The sequence below is a fragment of the Bordetella pertussis 18323 genome (assembly GCF_000306945.1).
In the GTDB taxonomy this organism is placed as follows: Bacteria; Pseudomonadota; Gammaproteobacteria; order Burkholderiales; family Burkholderiaceae_B; genus Bordetella; species Bordetella pertussis.
The window spans coordinates 3,405,804-3,421,198 of the sequence record NC_018518.1 but is presented as its reverse complement, the minus strand read 5'-3'; the positions used below and the strand labels follow the sequence as shown (position 1 = coordinate 3,421,198).

The window sequence follows — 15,395 nt, the reverse complement described above, 5'->3', positions numbered from 1 at the left end:
GGTTATGCCGGTGTCTATTGGTAGATTTCCGGCTTTCGCAAGAATAATAGAGTCGTCATGTTCCGACAGCGCAGTATTCAAAATCTCGTACGCACGATAGGCGTGGGCGTCCATTCGGGTCGCCGGGTCGAACTCACCCTGCGTCCGGCCGAGGCGAATACCGGCATTGTCTTCCACCGCGTCGACCTGCCCCAGGTCGTGGACCTGCCGGCCTCGGCCATCGGCGTGGGCGACACGCGCATGGCGTCGGTGCTGCAGCAGGGCAACGTGCGCGTTTCCACCGTCGAGCACCTGATGTCGGCACTGGCCGGCCTGGGCATCGACAACCTGCATGTCGACCTGACGGCCGAAGAAGTTCCCATCATGGATGGCAGCGCGGCCACGTTCGTGTACCTGCTGCGTTCGGCCGGCATCGTCGAGCAGAATGCGCCCAAGCGCTTCATCCGCGTGTTGAAGCCCATCGAGGTGCGCGAAGGCGAGGGCCGCAACGAAAAATGGGCCCGCCTGGAGCCGCACGAGGGTTTCGCGCTGGCGTTCTCGATCGACTTCCGCCATCCGGCCATCGATTCCACGGCCAATTTCGCCGAAATCGATTTCGCCACCCATTCGTACGTGCGCGAAATCGCGCGCGCGCGCACCTTCGGCTTCGTCAACGAGGTCGAGGCCCTGCGCTCGATGGGCCTTGCGCGTGGCGGCAGCCTGGACAACGCCATCGTCATGGACGAGTTCCGGGTGCTCAACAGCGACGGCCTGCGCTACGATGACGAATTCGTGAAGCACAAGATCCTGGACGCCATCGGCGACCTGTATCTGCTGGGCAAGCCGCTGGTGGCGCGCTACGTTGCCTACAAATCGGGCCATGCCCTGAACAACCAGCTGGCCCGCGCCTTGCTCGAACAGCAGGATGCCTGGGAGCTGGTGACGTATGAATCCCAAGCCGAGGCGCCGCAGGCGTTCCGGCACGAATGGAAGCTGGCCTGACCAGGCCTTGCCGATATCGGTTTTCGTCCTATGGCCGCGCTGAGCGGCCATAGGCTTTTTGGTGGGGATGCTCAGGCGTCCCCGGTTTGCCGGCCGCTGGCCGGCCCCGCGTCAGCGGTTCTTGTGGTGTTTCAGCAGCCGCGCCACGGCGTCGGCCAGGGGGCCGGGGCGCAAGCCCCGATGCAGCGTCTCGAAGGCATCCAGGGCAGTCGAGCCCAGGGGCTGGGCCAGCTTGGGCGGGCGTGGCGCTTTTTGTCCCGGCCGCGGCATGCCGGCTTGCACCCGGACGCTGATTTCGTTTACGTTCCAACCTTGACCTGTCAGGGTCTGGGCAATGCGCGGCGCCATCTGGCGCAGCTTGGCCGCGTGGGCCGGGCCCGGCACTGCCAACTGCAGATGCTGGTTCTCCAGCTTGGCGACCACGCACAGCGCTCCCAGCGCCGGCGGCAGGACCGCCGCCACGGCGTGCTGTATCTGCAGGTGCTTGCGCGCCGTGGCCAATACGCCGGCGCCGCGCATGTCATGACCCAGCCACCCCAGGGCGCTACGGTCGCCGGGGCGGTTGGTGGAAGAACGCGGAGGACGGTATGTGTTTCGACTGGCCATGCCGGCTCAAATAACAGGATGCAAGCTTGAAGATCGTGATTATGCATGCCCAGCCCGGGCGGGAAGGGCATTTCACTCTCGGGGGCGGGCGCCTGGCATTGCTGGTGGGCGCCACCTTGCTGACCGCCGCCATCGTGGGCGCGGCCGTGCAACGCTATATGTCCCCGTCGGCTCCGGCCGCGTACGCGGTCGATTGGCCTGCCTACGCCCAGGCCGTCAGCCCCGACCGGGATACGGCGTTCGTGCGTGAGAACGTTACCATGCTTGCCACCAAGGTCGGCACGCTGCAGGCCAAGCTGGCCAGTATCGACGGGCTGGGGCGGCGCGTGGCCCAGGTGGCCGGGGTCGCCTATACCGACCCGGAACTGGCCACCCAGCTGCAGGGCATGCCCGAGGAAGCCACCCACGTGATGGATGACCTGTTCACCGACCGGCAGCCGCCGTCGCCGGCCACGGCCGCCGACCTGGCGCAGCAGCTCGACGAGATCCAGGTACGCATGGCGCAGCAGGCCGACAACCTGCGGCTGCTGGATGCAGCCCTGACGCGCCGTTCCGCGGACAAGGCGCTGCTGCCTTCGGCCATGCCCATCACTGAATACCCCTACCTCAGTTCATCGTATGGCTGGCGCCGCAACCCGGTGACGGGCCGCTACGCCATGCACGAAGGGCTCGATTTCTCGGCGCCCAGCGGCACGCCCATCCTGGCGGCGTCGGGGGGCGTGGTGCTGGTGGCCAAATACCAGAGCGGCTACGGCAACAGCGTGGAAATCGACCACGGCAACGGCCTGATCACACGTTACGCCCACGCCTCGCGCCTGCTGGTCAAGCCGGGCGACGTGGTCGAGCGCGGCCAGGAGATCGCCCGCGTGGGCTCGTCGGGCCGTTCCACCGGGCCGCACCTGCATTTCGAGGTGCGGCTGGCCGGCCAGCCGCTGGATCCGCGCCTGTTCCTGGGGCCCCAGCAGACGGCGCCGCCCACCGTGGCCCAGGCGCCAGCCACGGCGCCCGCGGCTTCGGCGACCCGCTGAACGGCGCGTCGCGAGGCCGGATGGGGCCGCCGTGCGCACGGCAGGCCGTTGCGGTCCAGGTGCGTTAAACTGGATCGTTTCCCGGCGGGTTTGCCCGCTCAACCAGACAACAACAATCCAGTCACGGGTCTGTCCGCCGCCGTTGCGGCGCAAACCGGCCGGTGCCGCCAACGACACGCATGGTTTCTCTGCTCAAAAAACTCATTGGTAGTCGTAACGACCGCTTGCTGAAGGAATATCGCAAGCAGGTAGCTCAGATTAATAGCCTGGAGCCCAAGATTTCGGCTCTTTCCGATGAGGAATTGTCGGCAAAGACTCAGGAGTTTCGCGATCGGCATCAGCAGGGCACGTCGCTGGACGACCTGCTGCCGGAAGCCTTCGCGGTGGTCCGCGAGGCGGGCAAGCGCGTGTTCGGGATGCGCCACTTCGACGTCCAGATGCTGGGCGGGATCGCGCTGCACAACGGCAAGATCGCCGAAATGCGTACCGGCGAGGGCAAGACGCTGATGGCCACGCTGCCGGTCTACCTGAACGCCATCGCCGGCAAGGGTGTGCACGTCGTGACGGTCAACGACTACCTGGCCCGCCGCGACGCCGAGTGGATGGGGCGGCTGTACCGCTTCCTGGGCATGTCGACCGGCGTGGTGGTGCCGCAGCAGCCCAACGACGAGAAGATCGCCGCCTACGCTGCCGACATCACTTACGGCACCAATAACGAATTCGGCTTCGACTACCTGCGCGACAACATGGAGTATCGCGTCGAGGACCGCCGCCAGCGCCGCCTCTTCTACGCCATCGTCGACGAAGTGGACTCGATCCTGATCGACGAGGCGCGCACGCCGCTGATCATCTCCGGCCAGGCCGAGGACCACACCGAGCTCTACGTGCGCATGAACGCGGTGCCGCCGCTGCTCAAGCGCATGGCGTCCGAACCCAAGCCGCACGAGCCCGAGCCCGAAGGCGACTACTGGGTTGACGAGAAGAGCCAGCAAGTCTACATGTCCGAGGCCGGCCACGAGAGCGCCGAGAAGATCCTCACGCGCGTGGGCCTGCTGCCCGAGGGCGAGTCGCTCTACGACCCGCGCCACATCGCCCTGATGCACCACATGATGGTGGCATTGCGCGCCCATACGCTGTTCTTCCGCGACCAGCAGTACGTGGTGCAGGACGACGAGGTCGTGATCGTCGACGAATTCACCGGCCGCCTCATGGTTGGCCGCCGCTGGTCCGATGGGCTGCACCAGGCCGTCGAGGCCAAGGAAGGCGTCAAGATCCAGCATGAGAACCAGACGCTGGCCTCGATCACTTTCCAGAACTACTTCCGCATGTACGACAAGCTGTCGGGCATGACCGGGACCGCCGATACCGAAGCGTACGAATTCCAGGAGATCTACACCCTGGAAACCGTCATCATCCCGACCAACAAGCCGATGGTCCGCAAGGACCAGAACGACCAGGTCTTCAAGACGACGCAAGAGAAATACCAGGCGATCCTCAACGACATCCGCGACTGCCACGAGCGCGGCCAGCCGGTGCTGGTGGGCACCACCAGCATCGAGAACTCCGAGCTGCTGGCCGGCCTGCTACGCCAGGCCAAGCTGCCGCACGAGGTCCTCAACGCCAAGCAGCACGCGCGCGAGGCGGAGATCGTCGCCGAGGCCGGCAAGCCGGGCCACATCACCATCGCCACCAACATGGCCGGCCGCGGCACCGACATCGTGCTGGGCGGCAGCGTCGACAAGCAGGTCGACCTGATCCACGCCAACGAGGCGCTGAGCGAGGCCGAGAAGGAGGCGCGCATCGAAACGCTGCGTGCCGAGTGGAAACCGCTCAACGAGCGCGTCAAGCAGGCCGGCGGCCTGCGCATCATCGGCACTGAGCGCCATGAGTCGCGTCGTATCGACAACCAACTGCGCGGCCGCGCGGGGCGCCAGGGCGACCCGGGCTCGTCGCGCTTCTACCTGTCGCTCGAAGACCCGCTGATGCGCATCTTCGCCGGCGACCGCGTGCGTGCCATCATGGAGCGCCTCAAGCTGCCCGAGGGCGAGCCCATCGAGGCCGGCATGGTGACCCGTTCGATCGAGACTGCCCAGCGCAAGGTCGAGGGCCGCAACTTCGACATCCGCAAGCAGCTGCTCGAATACGACGACGTGGCCAACGACCAGCGCAAGGTACTGTATTCGCAGCGCAACGAGGTGCTGGAAGCCGCTTCCATCGGCGCGACCGTCGAGGGCCTGCGCGATGCCGCCGTGGCCGAAATGTTCCGTGGCTTCATCCCCGAGGAATCGGTCGAGGAGCAATGGGACGTCGCCGGGCTGGAAAAGGCGCTGGCGGGCGACTGGCACATCCAGCTGCCGCTGACCGATATGCTGGAGCAGGAGCCCAACCTGACCGACGAGGAACTGCTCGAGCGTGTGGTGGCGGCCGCGCGCCAGATCTACACGGCCAAGGTGGAGCAGGTCGGGGCCGAGTCGTGGGCGCAGTTCGAGCGCTCGATCATGCTCCAGTCGATCGATACGCATTGGCGCGAGCACCTGTCTGCGCTGGACTATCTGCGCCAGGGCATCCACCTGCGCGGCTACGCCCAGAAGAACCCCAAGCAGGAATACAAGCGCGAGGCTTTCGAGCTGTTCTCGGGCATGTTGGACCGTATCCGCGACGACGTGGTGCGGGTGCTGATGACGGTGCGGGTGCAGTCGGCCGAGCAGGTCGAGCAGGCCGAGGCCGATGCGGCGCAACCCCACGTGCAGAACGTGCAGTACCACCACTCCGACTACGACGAGGCGCTGGCCGACGATGGCCAGCCGCAGGGCGCGCAGCCGGTGCGCAATGTGCTGCCCAAGGTCGGCCGCAACGAACCCTGCCCGTGCGGCAGCGGCAAGAAGTACAAGCATTGCCACGGCCAGTTGGCCTGACGCACCGGAGAACGCCATGCTGCATGCCGTCGGCCGCACCGAATTCGACCATGCCGTGGTCATGGTGCGCGACCGGCTGGATGCGCTGGCGCCGCATTTCGAGCGCCAGGGCTTTCACCTCAGCGAGAAGGCGGTGCACAACCTGGGGTCGTGCAATCGCCTGATCGTGCTGGAAGGCACCTACGTCGAGTTGCTGGGCTGGCCGCCCGGCGCGCCGCCGGCGCGCAAGGAAATCGCCGACTCGCCGCTGGGCCTGGAGGCCCTGGTGTTTCGCACCTACGACGCCGAGGCGACGTACCGGCGCCTGCTCGAGGCAGGTTTCGCCGTCAATCCCGTGCAGGAACTGACGCGCGCGGCGCAGTGGCAGGGCCGCGAGGTCCAGGCGCGCTTCCATACCGTGCGTTTCGCCGAGCAGCCCATCCCGGGAATCCGGATGTACTTCTGCCGCCATCTCACGCCCGAGCTGGTCTGGAACGATGAACTCCTGTCCCACCCGAACGGCGCCCGCGGCATCGTCAGCATCGAGGCGGACGCCGCCGACGCGCAGGCCGTGGCGCAGCGCCTGGCAGCGGTGGTGGACGTGCCGGCCGAGGCCGTCGCCGGCGGCTGGGACGTACCCCTGGGCAACCTGCGGCTGCGGGTGCGGCAGGATCCGGCCTGCGCCACGCCGCGGCTGCGCACGCTGACCTTGGAAAACCGCGACGGCGCGCATTACACGCTGGATACCGGCGTCTGAGCGGCACGCATGCCGCCGGCTTTGCGCCGGCGCATGCGCGGCGCGCGCCGATGGCGCATCATAGTGGCTGAGCATGGCCTGGGTCGGGCCGAGGCCGCGCAAGGCGGCCGGCGATCCGCATGCGTGATCCATGGATGGCCGGCAGGCCGTTTTCACTGACCTTATGGGGCAGAAAATCTATGAAACCTCGAATACTGAAGGGTTTTGCGGCCAGCCTGTGCGCGTTGGCCCTGTTGGGCGCGGGTGTAGCCTACGCGCCCGCGCACGCCGACGAACGGCCGCTCGTGCTGGTCGTCCCGTATCCGCCGGGCGGCAGCACCGATATCCTGGCGCGCATCATGCAGCCGCGCCTGTCCAAGGAGTTGGGCGGGCGCGCGGTCGTGGTCGAGAACAAGGTCGGCGCGGCAAGCCAGATCGCCACCGCGTACGTGGCGCGTGCCGAGCCGGACGGCAACACCCTGCTGGTCAGCTTCGACAATCATGCGATCAACCCGGCGGTCAAGCCCAAGCTGCCCTACGACACCTTCAAGGACTTCGTGGCGATCAGCCAGACCGTGCGGTTCCCGCTGGTGGTGGGGGCCAATCCGTCGGTGCCGGGCAAGACGCTGGCCGAGTTCCTGGACGCCGCCCGCAAGCGGCCGGCCAACACCTTCAATTACGCCTCCACGGGCGTGGGCTCGCTGAATCACCTGGTGCCCGAAGAGCTGAAGCGGCGCGCCAAGGTCGAACTGCTGCACGTACCCTACGGCGGAGCGGGGCCGGCGGTGCAGGCGGTCGTGGGAGGGCAGGCGAACATGACCTGGCTGAGTTACGCGGCGTTGCGCGGCCAGATCCAGGCCGGCAAGATAAAGCCGCTGGCGGTGGCCGGCGACAAGCGCCTGAGCGACTTGCCCGAGGTGCCCACGGTGATCGAATCGGGCTTTCCCGGTTTTGTCGCCTACTCCTGGAGCGGCATGTTCGCGCCGGCCGGCACGCCCGCCGATACGGTGCGCAAGCTGACCGCGGCGTTCCAGACGGTGCTGGCCGACCCCGAGGTGAGCCGCAAGCTGAACGAGGCGGGCTTCGAAATCGTCGCCTCGGACGGTCCGGCGCTGGAACAGTACGTGCGCAGCGAGTACGAGCGTTGGGATTCGTTCATCAAGGCCAACAACATCAGCCTCGAGAACTGACGGCGGCGCCTAGTGCGGGCGTGGCGCGGCTTCCTGCACGACGTGGTTGACGCCGGTGGCGATATCGCTCTGGGCCACGCCATAGATGTGCAGGGAAATGGCAACCTCGTCGCCGGCGTTGCCCAGCCGGTGGATCTGCGCCAGGCCGGGGGTGGCGGTGACGATGTCGCCCGGGCGGCGCGCCACGGCGCCGGTGCGCAGGGCCAGCCCGAGTTCGGGGTCCCAGCGGTAATGGGATTCGGTGAGCTCGCCCTGCAGGACCCGGTAGGTGCACCAGGTCTTGTGGCCGTGCACCGGGCTGAACTGTCCCGGACGCCAGATCAGGTAGGCAATGGTGAAGCTGCCGTGCGGGTCGGCGTAGGCGACGTGCCGGCTGTAGTGATCGGGATGCCCGGCGCGCAGCTCGGGCGGCAGGTCGGCCAGCGCGCCGTTCGCGCCGGCCACGCTGGCGGCCAGTTCACGCAGCAAGGCCTGCGCCGCGTTCAGTTGCGCGGACTGCACCGAGGCGCACAAATTCTGCAGGCTGGGTGAAATAGGGACGGATACAAGCGGTGGCGTGCGCATGGGATGGACGAATGCTGACAGTCTTCCTATCCTAGGGGCTACGTTCCGGAATGGGTTTGCCAAATGGCAGGCCGGCAGGGGACGGATTAGAAAAATATTTCATCAGGAGTCGGCATGGATCTGGGTATCGCAGGCAGGACGGCGCTGGTGTTCGGCGGCAGCCGTGGAATGGGACGGGCCTGTGCCCGCCAACTGGCGCTGGAAGGAGTCAAGGTGACGCTGGCGGCGCGCACGGCGCAAACGCTGGAGCAGGCCGCGGCGCAGATCACCCGCGAAGCCGGCATCGGCGTGGGCTGGGTGGCCGCCGACCTGACCCGCGCCGAGGGTCGCGAGGCCGCGCTGGCGGCCTGTCCGGCGCCCGACATCCTGATCAACAATGCCGACGGCCCCTTGCCGGGCGACTTCCGCGACTGGAGCCGCGATGACTGGATCAGCGCATTGGACGCGATGATGCTGGGACCCATCGACATGATCCGCCGGGTGGTCGATGGCATGACGCAGCGCGGCTTCGGCCGCATCGTCAATATCGTCTCGCGCAGCGTCAAGGCGCCGCACGCGGAGCTGGGCCTGTCCAATGGCGCGCGCTCCGGATTGATCGGGTTCGTCGCGGGCCTGGCGCGGCAGACCGTGCGCCATAACGTCACCATCAACAACCTGTTGCCCGGCGCCTTCGCGACCGATGCCCAGGTGCGCCACATCCAGGGCCTGGTGGAGCAGTCGGGCCAGCCGTTCGAGAAACTGTGGGAAGAGCGCGGCCGTGCCAATCCGGCCGGCCGCTACGGCCAGCCCGAGGAACTGGGCGCGTTGTGCGCCTACATATGTTCGATGCATACCGGCTACATGACCGGTCAGAATATTCTGATCGACGGCGGGGGGCTATCCAGGCACCTATTGACGCGCACGCGCGGCGCGGGCGCTGCGGCATAATGCGCCCCTTATCGAAAAGGGCGGCCACGCGGCCTCTCACACAAGGAAGCCATTGATGCGTGTATTGGTCCTGGGGGCGGGCGTGGCCGGCATGACCGCAGCCTACTACCTGTGGCGCGATGGCCATGCCGTGACCGTGGTCGAGCGCCAGGCCGGCCCGGCGCGCGAAACCAGTTTCGGCAACGCCGGCGGGCTGTGCCCCAGCTTCGCCGGGCCGTGGGCCGCGCCCGGCATGGTGGCCAAGGTGCTGCGCATGGCGTTGCAGCGCAATGCGCCGATCCGTTTCTCGCTGGCGCCGCGGCCGCGCAAGCTGGCATGGCTGGCACGCTGGCTGGGCGAGTGCTCCGCCGAGCGCTTTCGTGTCAACAAGCTGCGCATGCAGCGCGTGGCGCACTACAGCCAGGCCTGCCTGCGCGAGATCGCCGCAGCCGGGCTGCCGATTTCGTTCGACTTCCACCAGGATGGCACGCTACAGCTGTTTCGCGGCGAGGCCGACCTGAAGGCCGTGCCCAATATCACGCGTGCGCTCGACGAGTTCGAGGTGCCATGGCAGTTCTTGAGCGGCGCCGAGGCCGCCGCACGCGAGCCGGCGCTGGCCGGCGCCGGCGCGCCGGTGGCGGGCGGCCTGTTCCTGCCGCTCGATGGCTCCGGGGATTGCTACAAATTCGTTTGCGGCATAGGCGCCTGGCTGGCCGGCCAGGGCGTGGCGTTCCGTTACGGCTGTACCGTGGCGAGCCTGGCGCAAGCCGGCGGGGCGATCGCGGGCGTGCACACCGACCAGGGATTGCTGCAGGCCGACGCCTATGTGATCGCCCTGGGCGGCAGCACACCTTTCCTGCTGCGGCCGCTGGGCTTGAAGCTGCCCATTTACCCGGTCAAGGGTTACTCGATCACCGCGCCGATCGCCGACGAGGCGCGCGCGCCGCGGGCGGCCATCATGGACGAATACAACAAGGTGATGATTTCCCGGCTGGGCCCGCGTCTGCGCGCGGCCGGCATGGCCGAACTGAAAGGGTACGGCCTGGCGATCGACCCAGGCCGCGTGGCGTTTCTCAAGCGCGTGGTGCGCGAGTGGTTTCCGCAAGGCGCCGATTACGACGCGGCGCAGGCATGGGCCGGCCTGCGGCCCATGACGCCGGACGGCCCGGCCATACTGGGGCCGACCCGCTACGCCAATCTCTACCTGAACTGCGGCCATGGCTCGAATGGCTGGACACAAGCCTGCGGTACCGGCAGGATCGTCGCAGACATCGTTGCCGGCCGCACGCCGCAGATTGACCTGGATGGCTTGACCGCCGACCGCTACACCTGACGCTATTTGGGGGTTCCCGTGGATCAAACCGATATCAAGATTCTGCGCCTGCTGCAGAAAGACGCCACCTGCTCGGTGGCCGAGATCGCCGAGCAGGTGAACCTGTCGGTGACGCCATGCTGGCGCCGCATCCAGAAGCTGAAGGACGACGGCGTGATCGCGCGCAACGCAGTGCTGCTCGACCCCAAGGCGCTGGGGCTGAACCTGACCGTCTTCGTGTCCATCAAGACCAACCAGCACAATGCCAAATGGACCGACAACCTGATCAACGCGGTCATGTCGCTGCCCAATGTGGTGGAGTTCTACCGCATGGCGGGGGATATCGACTACCTGCTCAAGGTCGTGGTCGAGGACATGGCGGCGTACGACCGGTTCTACCGGCGTCTCATCGAAGCGGTCGACTTGCTGGACGTCAGCGCCAGCTTTTCGATGGAAGTCATCAAGAGCACCACGGAACTGCCGCTGGACGCTGTGTAGAGGGGGGCGCCGAGCGCGTGCAAAAATTTTTCGCCGCGGGCGTGCGCCGTGAACGGGTTTTGCCTGGCGGGGCATGCCAGGCCCGTCATCTCGCAAGGTAATTTCTTCGGCGCCAGCGTAGCATAGCTCGCTATCCGGCTCGCGCAGCGCGTGCCGGCGCACAGGCAGAGGTGGTTTTGGTTATGTCATTGCGGGAGTCCGCCGCCGCGGCGGACGCAGGGGCCGGCCCGCTGGCCGGTTCGGCGCGCGACCTGCTGGCGCAGTGGAACGGCGGCGAGGACGTCTGGGTATTTGCGTATGGATCGCTGATCTGGCGACCCGACTTCGCCTGGCAGGAGCGCCGGCTGGCGACGGTGCGCGGGTACCATCGCTCGCTGTGCCTGTGGTCGCACGATCATCGCGGCTCGCCCGACAATCCGGGCCTGGTGTTCGGCCTGGACCGTGGCGGATGCTGCCGGGGCGTGGCGTTCCGGGTGGCCGGGCGCGACGTGCCCGAGGTCTTCCAGGCGCTATGGCATCGCGAAATGAGCGGCGGGGCATACAAGCCGCGCTGGCTACGCTGCCATACCGGGCAGGCGCCGGTGCGCGGGCTGGCCTTCGTGCCGGACCGGCGTTGCCGGCACTACGCGGGCGCGCTCAGCGACGAGCTCCTGATACGCGCCGTACGCCAGGCGGTGGGGCGTTCGGGCGCATGCCTGGATTACGTGCGGGAAACCCATCGGGCGCTCAACGAGCATGGCATTGTCGATTGGCGCCTGGGGGCGCTGGTCGACAGGCTGGCGCAGCCTTAGAACTCCCAGCGGCCAAACATGAACAGCACGTTGCCGTTGCCCTTGCCGCCCGGGATATACGTGGCGTAGAGGGTGGCATCCCTGTAGCCGGCAGAGACCAGCGGCAGGATGCCGGGAAACGGCACCCGGCTCATGATGTCGGAGCGCGAAGTCAGGAAGACGGTGTAGCCGATGCCCAGGCGGGTATCGGCGCCGATGCGGCCGATTTTCTGGAAACCATAGCCGGCTATCGGTTCGATGTCGCTGTGCGAATCGAGAAACGCCATGGCGTACAGCCCTTGCCAGTCGCCGTCCTCGTCGTAGATGCTCTTGCCCAGTCCGCCGCCCCAGGCCAGCTCGTTGAAGCTGCGGATCTTGTCGCTGCTGTACATGGCCCGGTTGTGCCACGAGTAGCCGGTCAGGTAGAGGTCGTTGCCGCCCTCATTCCATATCTGGTCCACGCGCTGGCAGGCGCCACGCGCCCAGGAAGGCCAGCCGTCACAGGCCATGGCCGTTGCCGGCACCGGCAAAAGAAAGAAAGCCAGGGACCGGAAATACTGGGTCATATGCTGCGCTAACTGTGAACTGTCAATAGGTTGTATTCGTCCAGGTTGAGTCTGGAGATGGGTACAGCGCGCCCGATGCCTTGGTGGGGTCGATGCCAGTTGTAGTGGTGTAGCCAGGATTTCATGGCATCGGCTCGGTGTTGGGAGTTCTGGTAGGTGTGAGCGTAAGCCCACTCACGCAAGGCCGACTGGATGAAGCGTTCGGCCTTGCCATTGGTCTGTGGGCGGTAAGGTCGGGTAAAGCGGTGCTTGATGCCCAGCTCATGGCACAGCGCGGCGAAGGCGCGGCTGCGAAAGGCCGAGCCATTGTCGGTGAGCAAGCGCTGGATGGTCACGCCCAGGCGCTGGTAGTAGGCCACTGCGTCCTTGAGGAACTGGACGGCGCTGGGGAAGCGCTCGTCGGGGTGGATGTCGGTGAAGGCCACGCGGGCGTGGTCATCGATGGCCACGAAGACGAAGTCCCAGCCGGCCCCCTCAACGGTATCGCGTCGGTTGCCCGTGACCCGGTGGCCAGGGCGCTGGATACGTCCCAGCTTCTTGATGTCGATGTGCAGCAGATCGCCGGGGGCCTGATGCTCGTAGCGCACCACCGGCTCGGCCGGCTCCAGGTCGGCCAGGTGCGACAGACCGGCGCGGGCCAGGACGCGGCTGACGGTGCTGGCTGACACGCCCAGCGCCTGGGCGATGCGCGCTTGGGTCAGCCGCTTGCGGCGCAGCTCCACGATAGCCAGCGCCTTGGCCGGCGCAATCGCTCGGGGCGAGACCGTCGGGCGCGAGGACGCATCGGCCAAGCCCGCCTGGCCCTGAGCCAGGAAGCGGCCCAGCCATTTGCGCACAGTCGGCGCGGTGACCCCATAGGCGCGGGCCGCTTCAGGCACACAAACTTGATGGGCGATCAATTGCTGGACCATTTCGAGTCGACGTAGGAAGGTCAATCGGGCATGCTTATGGGTGTTCATCCGGCCGGGCTCCTTGAGTGAACTGGGGAGTTGGCGATTTCCAGTTTCTCAAATCCGGTTCGGATGAACCATGCATACAACCTATTGAATCTTCACAGCTAGCTAGGGCTTGACCATCGAGCGGGGCAGGTTGATGAGGAAGTCGGCCAGGCCCTTGGCGCCTTGCGCCAGGCTGATGTGGCGCATCATCATCCGGTGCGCGCGCTCGGGATCGTGGTCGAGGATGGCCTGGACCAGCTCGCCGTGCTGCTCGTACGAGGCGCGCACCCGGCCGACGGCGATGAAGGCGTGGCGCAGATAGGCGCCGGTGCGCGCGCGCAGCGCCAGCAGTTGCTCGCGCAGGTAAGGGTTGCGGCAGCCGCGGTACAGCACTTCATGGAAGCGGTGGTTGGCCTTGCGCCAGGCCTGCGCGTCGTCGGCCTGCACCACTGGCGCGGCCTCGCGATGCACGCGGGCCAGCTCGGACCGCTCCTCGGCCGTCATGCGCTGGCACGCCATGCGGGTGCACACGCCTTCCATCTCCGCCATCAGCTCCCAGATCGCCAACAGTTCCTGCACGTCCATGCGCGCCACCACCGCGCCGCCGCGCGGCTGGCTGTCGACGATGCCCTGGACCTTGAGCTGCAGCAGCGCTTCGCGCACCGGGGTGCGCGAAACCTGGTGGCGGGCGGCCAGTGCCTGTTCGTCGATGGCATCGCCCGGCAGCAGGACGCCGTTGCGGATATCGGCTTCGAGCGCCAGCCGGATGCGGTCGCTGACCTTCATGGCATAGGGGCAAACGTGGCTTGCATGAAATTATTCGGTGGTCTATAAATATATTTATACTCTGATTAAATAATACATCAAGGGGTGTTTGGGTATGCAGGATCAACCACTGGCGCCGTCCGATCCGGCCGTTGCGCCGCCCGACGAAGCCGCCGTGCGCGCCCTGTTGGCGAGCCAGGGCATCGCCGCCAGCGAGCGCGAGGCGCGCGCGGTGGCCAGGGCGCTGGCGCGGCTGGCGGGCGCCGCGCCGGGAGGCTCGGCATGACCCCGGCCGGCCTGCCCGACGGCATTGCCGGCCTGCGCGCGCAACTGGCTGCTGGCGCGCTGGACGTGGCGCAGGCGCTGGCGCTGCAGCGCCAGGCCTGCGAGGCCGATGGCTGGCATTGCGTGGTGGCGCTGCCCGACGACGCGGGCGAGCCGCCGCAGGCATCCCTGCCGCTGGCCGGCGTGGGCCTGGCCCATAAAGATATCTTCGTGCTGCCCGGCCGCGTGCCCGAGTGCGGCGCGCGCCATCCCTGGCCGGATGCGCCGGTGCGGGCGGCCACGGTGATCCGCCGCCTGGCCGCCGCCGGCAGCCGGCCCCTGGCGGCGCTGGCGGCGAGAACCCGCGCTATCCCTTGCCGCGCAATCCGCTCGACGCGGACGCGGCGGTGGGCGGCTCGTCCAGCGGCTCGGCCGTGGCGGTGGCCGCGGGCCTTTGCTATGGCTCGCTGGGCACGGACACGGCGGGGTCGGTGAGCATTCCGGCCGCCACCTGCGGCGTGGTGGGCCTGATGCCGACGCGCGGCCTGCTTCCGGGCGACGGCGTGGCGCCGCTGGCCGGCGAACTGGATACGGTGGGCCTGCTGGCGCGTTGCGCCGACGACGCGCAAGCGGTGCTGCACGCCGCGCTCGACGCCGCGCAGGCGGCCGCGCTGGACGCGGCGGCCACGCCGGCCATGGAGCGGTGGCGCATCGCCACGTGCTGGATCCATCCCGACCCCGCGGTGCGCCTGGACCCGGCCGTGCATGCCGCGCTGGAGGACTACGCCACCGAGTGCAGCGCGCGCGGCCGGCGCCGCGAGGCGCGCCTGGCGGCCTTGCCGCAATGGATACGCCTGGCGCAGACGCTGCTGTATGCGGGCAGCGCCGCCGCGCATGCGCAGGCCCTGCGCGGGCAGGCGCCGGCGCTGGGCGCGCTGGCGCGCAACCTGGCGCTGGCCGGCGCGGCCATGCCGCCGGCCTGGGCGCATGCCGCCCTGGCGCAACGCCGCGCGCAGGTCGACGCCTTCGTGGCCGAGGCGCTGGCCGACAGCGACGTGCTGCTGACGCCCGCCTTGCCCGGCCCGGTGCCCGACTGGTCGCAGGTGCTCACCAGCTCGCCCGGTTTCGAGGCGTGGCGCCTGCTGGACCTGTTCTGCTGGCTGTCGTTCGTCAATTACCTGGGCCTGCCGGCGATCGTGTTCCCGATCGGCCGCGACGCGGCCGGGCGGCCGATCAGCGTGCAGGCCATCGCGCGCCCCGGCGGCGAGGCCATGCTGCTGGCGCTGGCGCGCCAGGCCGGGCATAGCCGTTTCGGCGGCCGGGGCTTCGCGCAGCAGCCCGGCCTTCCCCTTGCCCGTTCCCGAGAGCGAGTCTGAC

16 protein-coding genes and 1 pseudogene are annotated in these 15,395 nt (G+C 67.8%); 12 read left to right on the top strand and 5 right to left on the bottom strand.

Annotation, left to right across the window (positions count from 1 at the left end):
• Positions 1-57: 57 nt before the first annotated feature.
• A complete protein-coding gene (lpxC, locus tag BN118_RS16150) occupies positions 58-981 on the top strand; it encodes a UDP-3-O-acyl-N-acetylglucosamine deacetylase (protein WP_003814567.1) in 924 nt (307 codons plus the stop codon).
• 111 nt (positions 982-1,092) lie between these two features.
• On the opposite strand, the gene BN118_RS16145 is transcribed toward lpxC, so the two are convergent.
• Entirely contained in the window at positions 1,093-1,500 is a 408-nt protein-coding gene (locus BN118_RS16145) for a flagellar hook-length control protein FliK (protein WP_010931255.1), read from the bottom strand.
• Positions 1,501-1,628: 128 nt separating this feature from the next.
• Here BN118_RS16145 and BN118_RS16140 point away from each other — a divergent pair, with 128 nt between their 5' ends.
• The 4 genes from BN118_RS16140 to BN118_RS16125 all read left to right on the top strand — a co-directional run bounded on the left by BN118_RS16140 (position 1,629) and on the right by BN118_RS16125 (position 7,435).
• The gene (locus tag BN118_RS16140) at positions 1,629-2,615 is read left to right on the top strand and encodes a M23 family metallopeptidase (RefSeq protein WP_003814565.1); all 987 of its coding nucleotides are present in this window, start codon (positions 1,629-1,631) and stop codon (positions 2,613-2,615) included.
• Positions 2,616-2,794: 179 nt separating this feature from the next.
• Entirely contained in the window at positions 2,795-5,530 is a 2,736-nt protein-coding gene (gene secA / locus BN118_RS16135; RefSeq protein WP_003814564.1) for a preprotein translocase subunit SecA, read from the top strand.
• Between the two features lie 16 nt (positions 5,531-5,546).
• Positions 5,547-6,266: a VOC family protein gene (locus tag BN118_RS16130; protein WP_003814563.1), complete on the top strand. Its 720-nt coding sequence runs from the start codon at positions 5,547-5,549 to the stop codon at positions 6,264-6,266.
• Positions 6,267-6,445: 179 nt separating this feature from the next.
• Complete coding sequence (locus BN118_RS16125) at positions 6,446-7,435, top strand: tripartite tricarboxylate transporter substrate binding protein (RefSeq protein ID WP_023998380.1); 990 nt, start codon at positions 6,446-6,448, stop codon at positions 7,433-7,435.
• Between the two features lie 9 nt (positions 7,436-7,444).
• Here BN118_RS16125 and BN118_RS16120 read toward each other — a convergent pair whose 3' ends face one another.
• A complete protein-coding gene (locus BN118_RS16120) occupies positions 7,445-7,999 on the bottom strand; it encodes a cysteine dioxygenase family protein (protein WP_003814561.1) in 555 nt (184 codons plus the stop codon).
• 114 nt (positions 8,000-8,113) lie between these two features.
• On the opposite strand from BN118_RS16120, the pseudogene BN118_RS16115 reads away from it, so the two are divergent.
• The 4 genes and pseudogenes from BN118_RS16115 to BN118_RS16100 all read left to right on the top strand — a co-directional run bounded on the left by BN118_RS16115 (position 8,114) and on the right by BN118_RS16100 (position 11,506).
• Positions 8,114-8,894, top strand: a pseudogene (locus BN118_RS16115) (SDR family oxidoreductase).
• Between the two features lie 84 nt (positions 8,895-8,978).
• Positions 8,979-10,238: a D-amino acid dehydrogenase gene (locus BN118_RS16110; RefSeq protein WP_010931250.1), complete on the top strand. Its 1,260-nt coding sequence runs from the start codon at positions 8,979-8,981 to the stop codon at positions 10,236-10,238.
• Positions 10,239-10,256: 18 nt separating this feature from the next.
• Complete coding sequence (locus BN118_RS16105) at positions 10,257-10,715, top strand: Lrp/AsnC family transcriptional regulator (RefSeq protein WP_023852720.1); 459 nt, start codon at positions 10,257-10,259, stop codon at positions 10,713-10,715.
• Between the two features lie 182 nt (positions 10,716-10,897).
• Positions 10,898-11,506 carry a gamma-glutamylcyclotransferase gene (locus BN118_RS16100; RefSeq protein ID WP_003814557.1) on the top strand — a complete coding sequence of 203 codons (609 nt, stop codon included), beginning with the start codon at positions 10,898-10,900 and terminating at the stop codon, positions 11,504-11,506.
• Here the strand turns inward: BN118_RS16100 and pagP are convergent.
• The 3 genes from pagP to BN118_RS16085 form a co-directional block, all read right to left on the bottom strand.
• Positions 11,503-12,051, bottom strand: a complete 549-nt coding sequence (pagP, locus tag BN118_RS16095; RefSeq protein WP_010931248.1) for a lipid IV(A) palmitoyltransferase PagP — start codon at positions 12,049-12,051, stop codon at positions 11,503-11,505. The genes BN118_RS16100 and pagP overlap by 4 nt on opposite strands.
• Before the next feature lie 8 nt (positions 12,052-12,059).
• Positions 12,060-13,010 carry an IS481-like element IS481 family transposase gene (locus BN118_RS16090; RefSeq protein ID WP_005012067.1) on the bottom strand — a complete coding sequence of 317 codons (951 nt, stop codon included), beginning with the start codon at positions 13,008-13,010 and terminating at the stop codon, positions 12,060-12,062.
• Between the two features lie 102 nt (positions 13,011-13,112).
• On the bottom strand, positions 13,113-13,775 hold the full coding sequence (locus BN118_RS16085) for a GntR family transcriptional regulator (protein ID WP_014486100.1): 663 nt from the start codon (positions 13,773-13,775) through the stop codon (positions 13,113-13,115).
• Between the two features lie 94 nt (positions 13,776-13,869).
• Here BN118_RS16085 and BN118_RS20275 point away from each other — a divergent pair, with 94 nt between their 5' ends.
• From BN118_RS20275 to BN118_RS16075, 3 genes are read left to right on the top strand one after another with little or no spacing between them, the layout of a single operon-like run.
• Positions 13,870-14,040 carry a hypothetical protein gene (locus BN118_RS20275; protein ID WP_019249309.1) on the top strand — a complete coding sequence of 57 codons (171 nt, stop codon included), beginning with the start codon at positions 13,870-13,872 and terminating at the stop codon, positions 14,038-14,040.
• Positions 14,037-14,513 carry an amidase family protein gene (locus BN118_RS20920; RefSeq protein WP_230306697.1) on the top strand — a complete coding sequence of 159 codons (477 nt, stop codon included), beginning with the start codon at positions 14,037-14,039 and terminating at the stop codon, positions 14,511-14,513. Before BN118_RS20275 ends, BN118_RS20920 begins: the two co-directional genes overlap by 4 nt.
• Positions 14,426-15,394 carry an amidase gene (locus BN118_RS16075; protein WP_230306698.1) on the top strand — a complete coding sequence of 323 codons (969 nt, stop codon included), beginning with the start codon at positions 14,426-14,428 and terminating at the stop codon, positions 15,392-15,394. The genes BN118_RS20920 and BN118_RS16075 overlap by 88 nt, the downstream gene beginning before the upstream one ends.
• The last annotated feature ends 1 nt before the right edge of the window (position 15,395 follow it).

Coding starts and splice junctions, on each gene's coding strand:
- lpxC (WP_003814567.1), top strand. CDS start 58: ATGTTCCGACAGCGCAGTATTCAAAATCTCGTACGCACGATAGGCGTG.
- BN118_RS16145 (WP_010931255.1), bottom strand. CDS start 1,500: ATGCGCGGCGCCGGCGTATTGGCCACGGCGCGCAAGCACCTGCAGATA.
- BN118_RS16140 (WP_003814565.1), top strand. CDS start 1,629: ATGCATGCCCAGCCCGGGCGGGAAGGGCATTTCACTCTCGGGGGCGGG.
- secA (WP_003814564.1), top strand. CDS start 2,795: ATGGTTTCTCTGCTCAAAAAACTCATTGGTAGTCGTAACGACCGCTTG.
- BN118_RS16130 (WP_003814563.1), top strand. CDS start 5,547: ATGCTGCATGCCGTCGGCCGCACCGAATTCGACCATGCCGTGGTCATG.
- BN118_RS16125 (WP_023998380.1), top strand. CDS start 6,446: ATGAAACCTCGAATACTGAAGGGTTTTGCGGCCAGCCTGTGCGCGTTG.
- BN118_RS16120 (WP_003814561.1), bottom strand. CDS start 7,999: ATGCGCACGCCACCGCTTGTATCCGTCCCTATTTCACCCAGCCTGCAG.
- BN118_RS16100 (WP_003814557.1), top strand. CDS start 10,898: ATGTCATTGCGGGAGTCCGCCGCCGCGGCGGACGCAGGGGCCGGCCCG.
- pagP (WP_010931248.1), bottom strand. CDS start 12,051: ATGACCCAGTATTTCCGGTCCCTGGCTTTCTTTCTTTTGCCGGTGCCG.
- BN118_RS16090 (WP_005012067.1), bottom strand. CDS start 13,010: ATGAACACCCATAAGCATGCCCGATTGACCTTCCTACGTCGACTCGAA.
- BN118_RS16085 (WP_014486100.1), bottom strand. CDS start 13,775: ATGAAGGTCAGCGACCGCATCCGGCTGGCGCTCGAAGCCGATATCCGC.
- BN118_RS20275 (WP_019249309.1), top strand. CDS start 13,870: ATGCAGGATCAACCACTGGCGCCGTCCGATCCGGCCGTTGCGCCGCCC.
- BN118_RS20920 (WP_230306697.1), top strand. CDS start 14,037: ATGACCCCGGCCGGCCTGCCCGACGGCATTGCCGGCCTGCGCGCGCAA.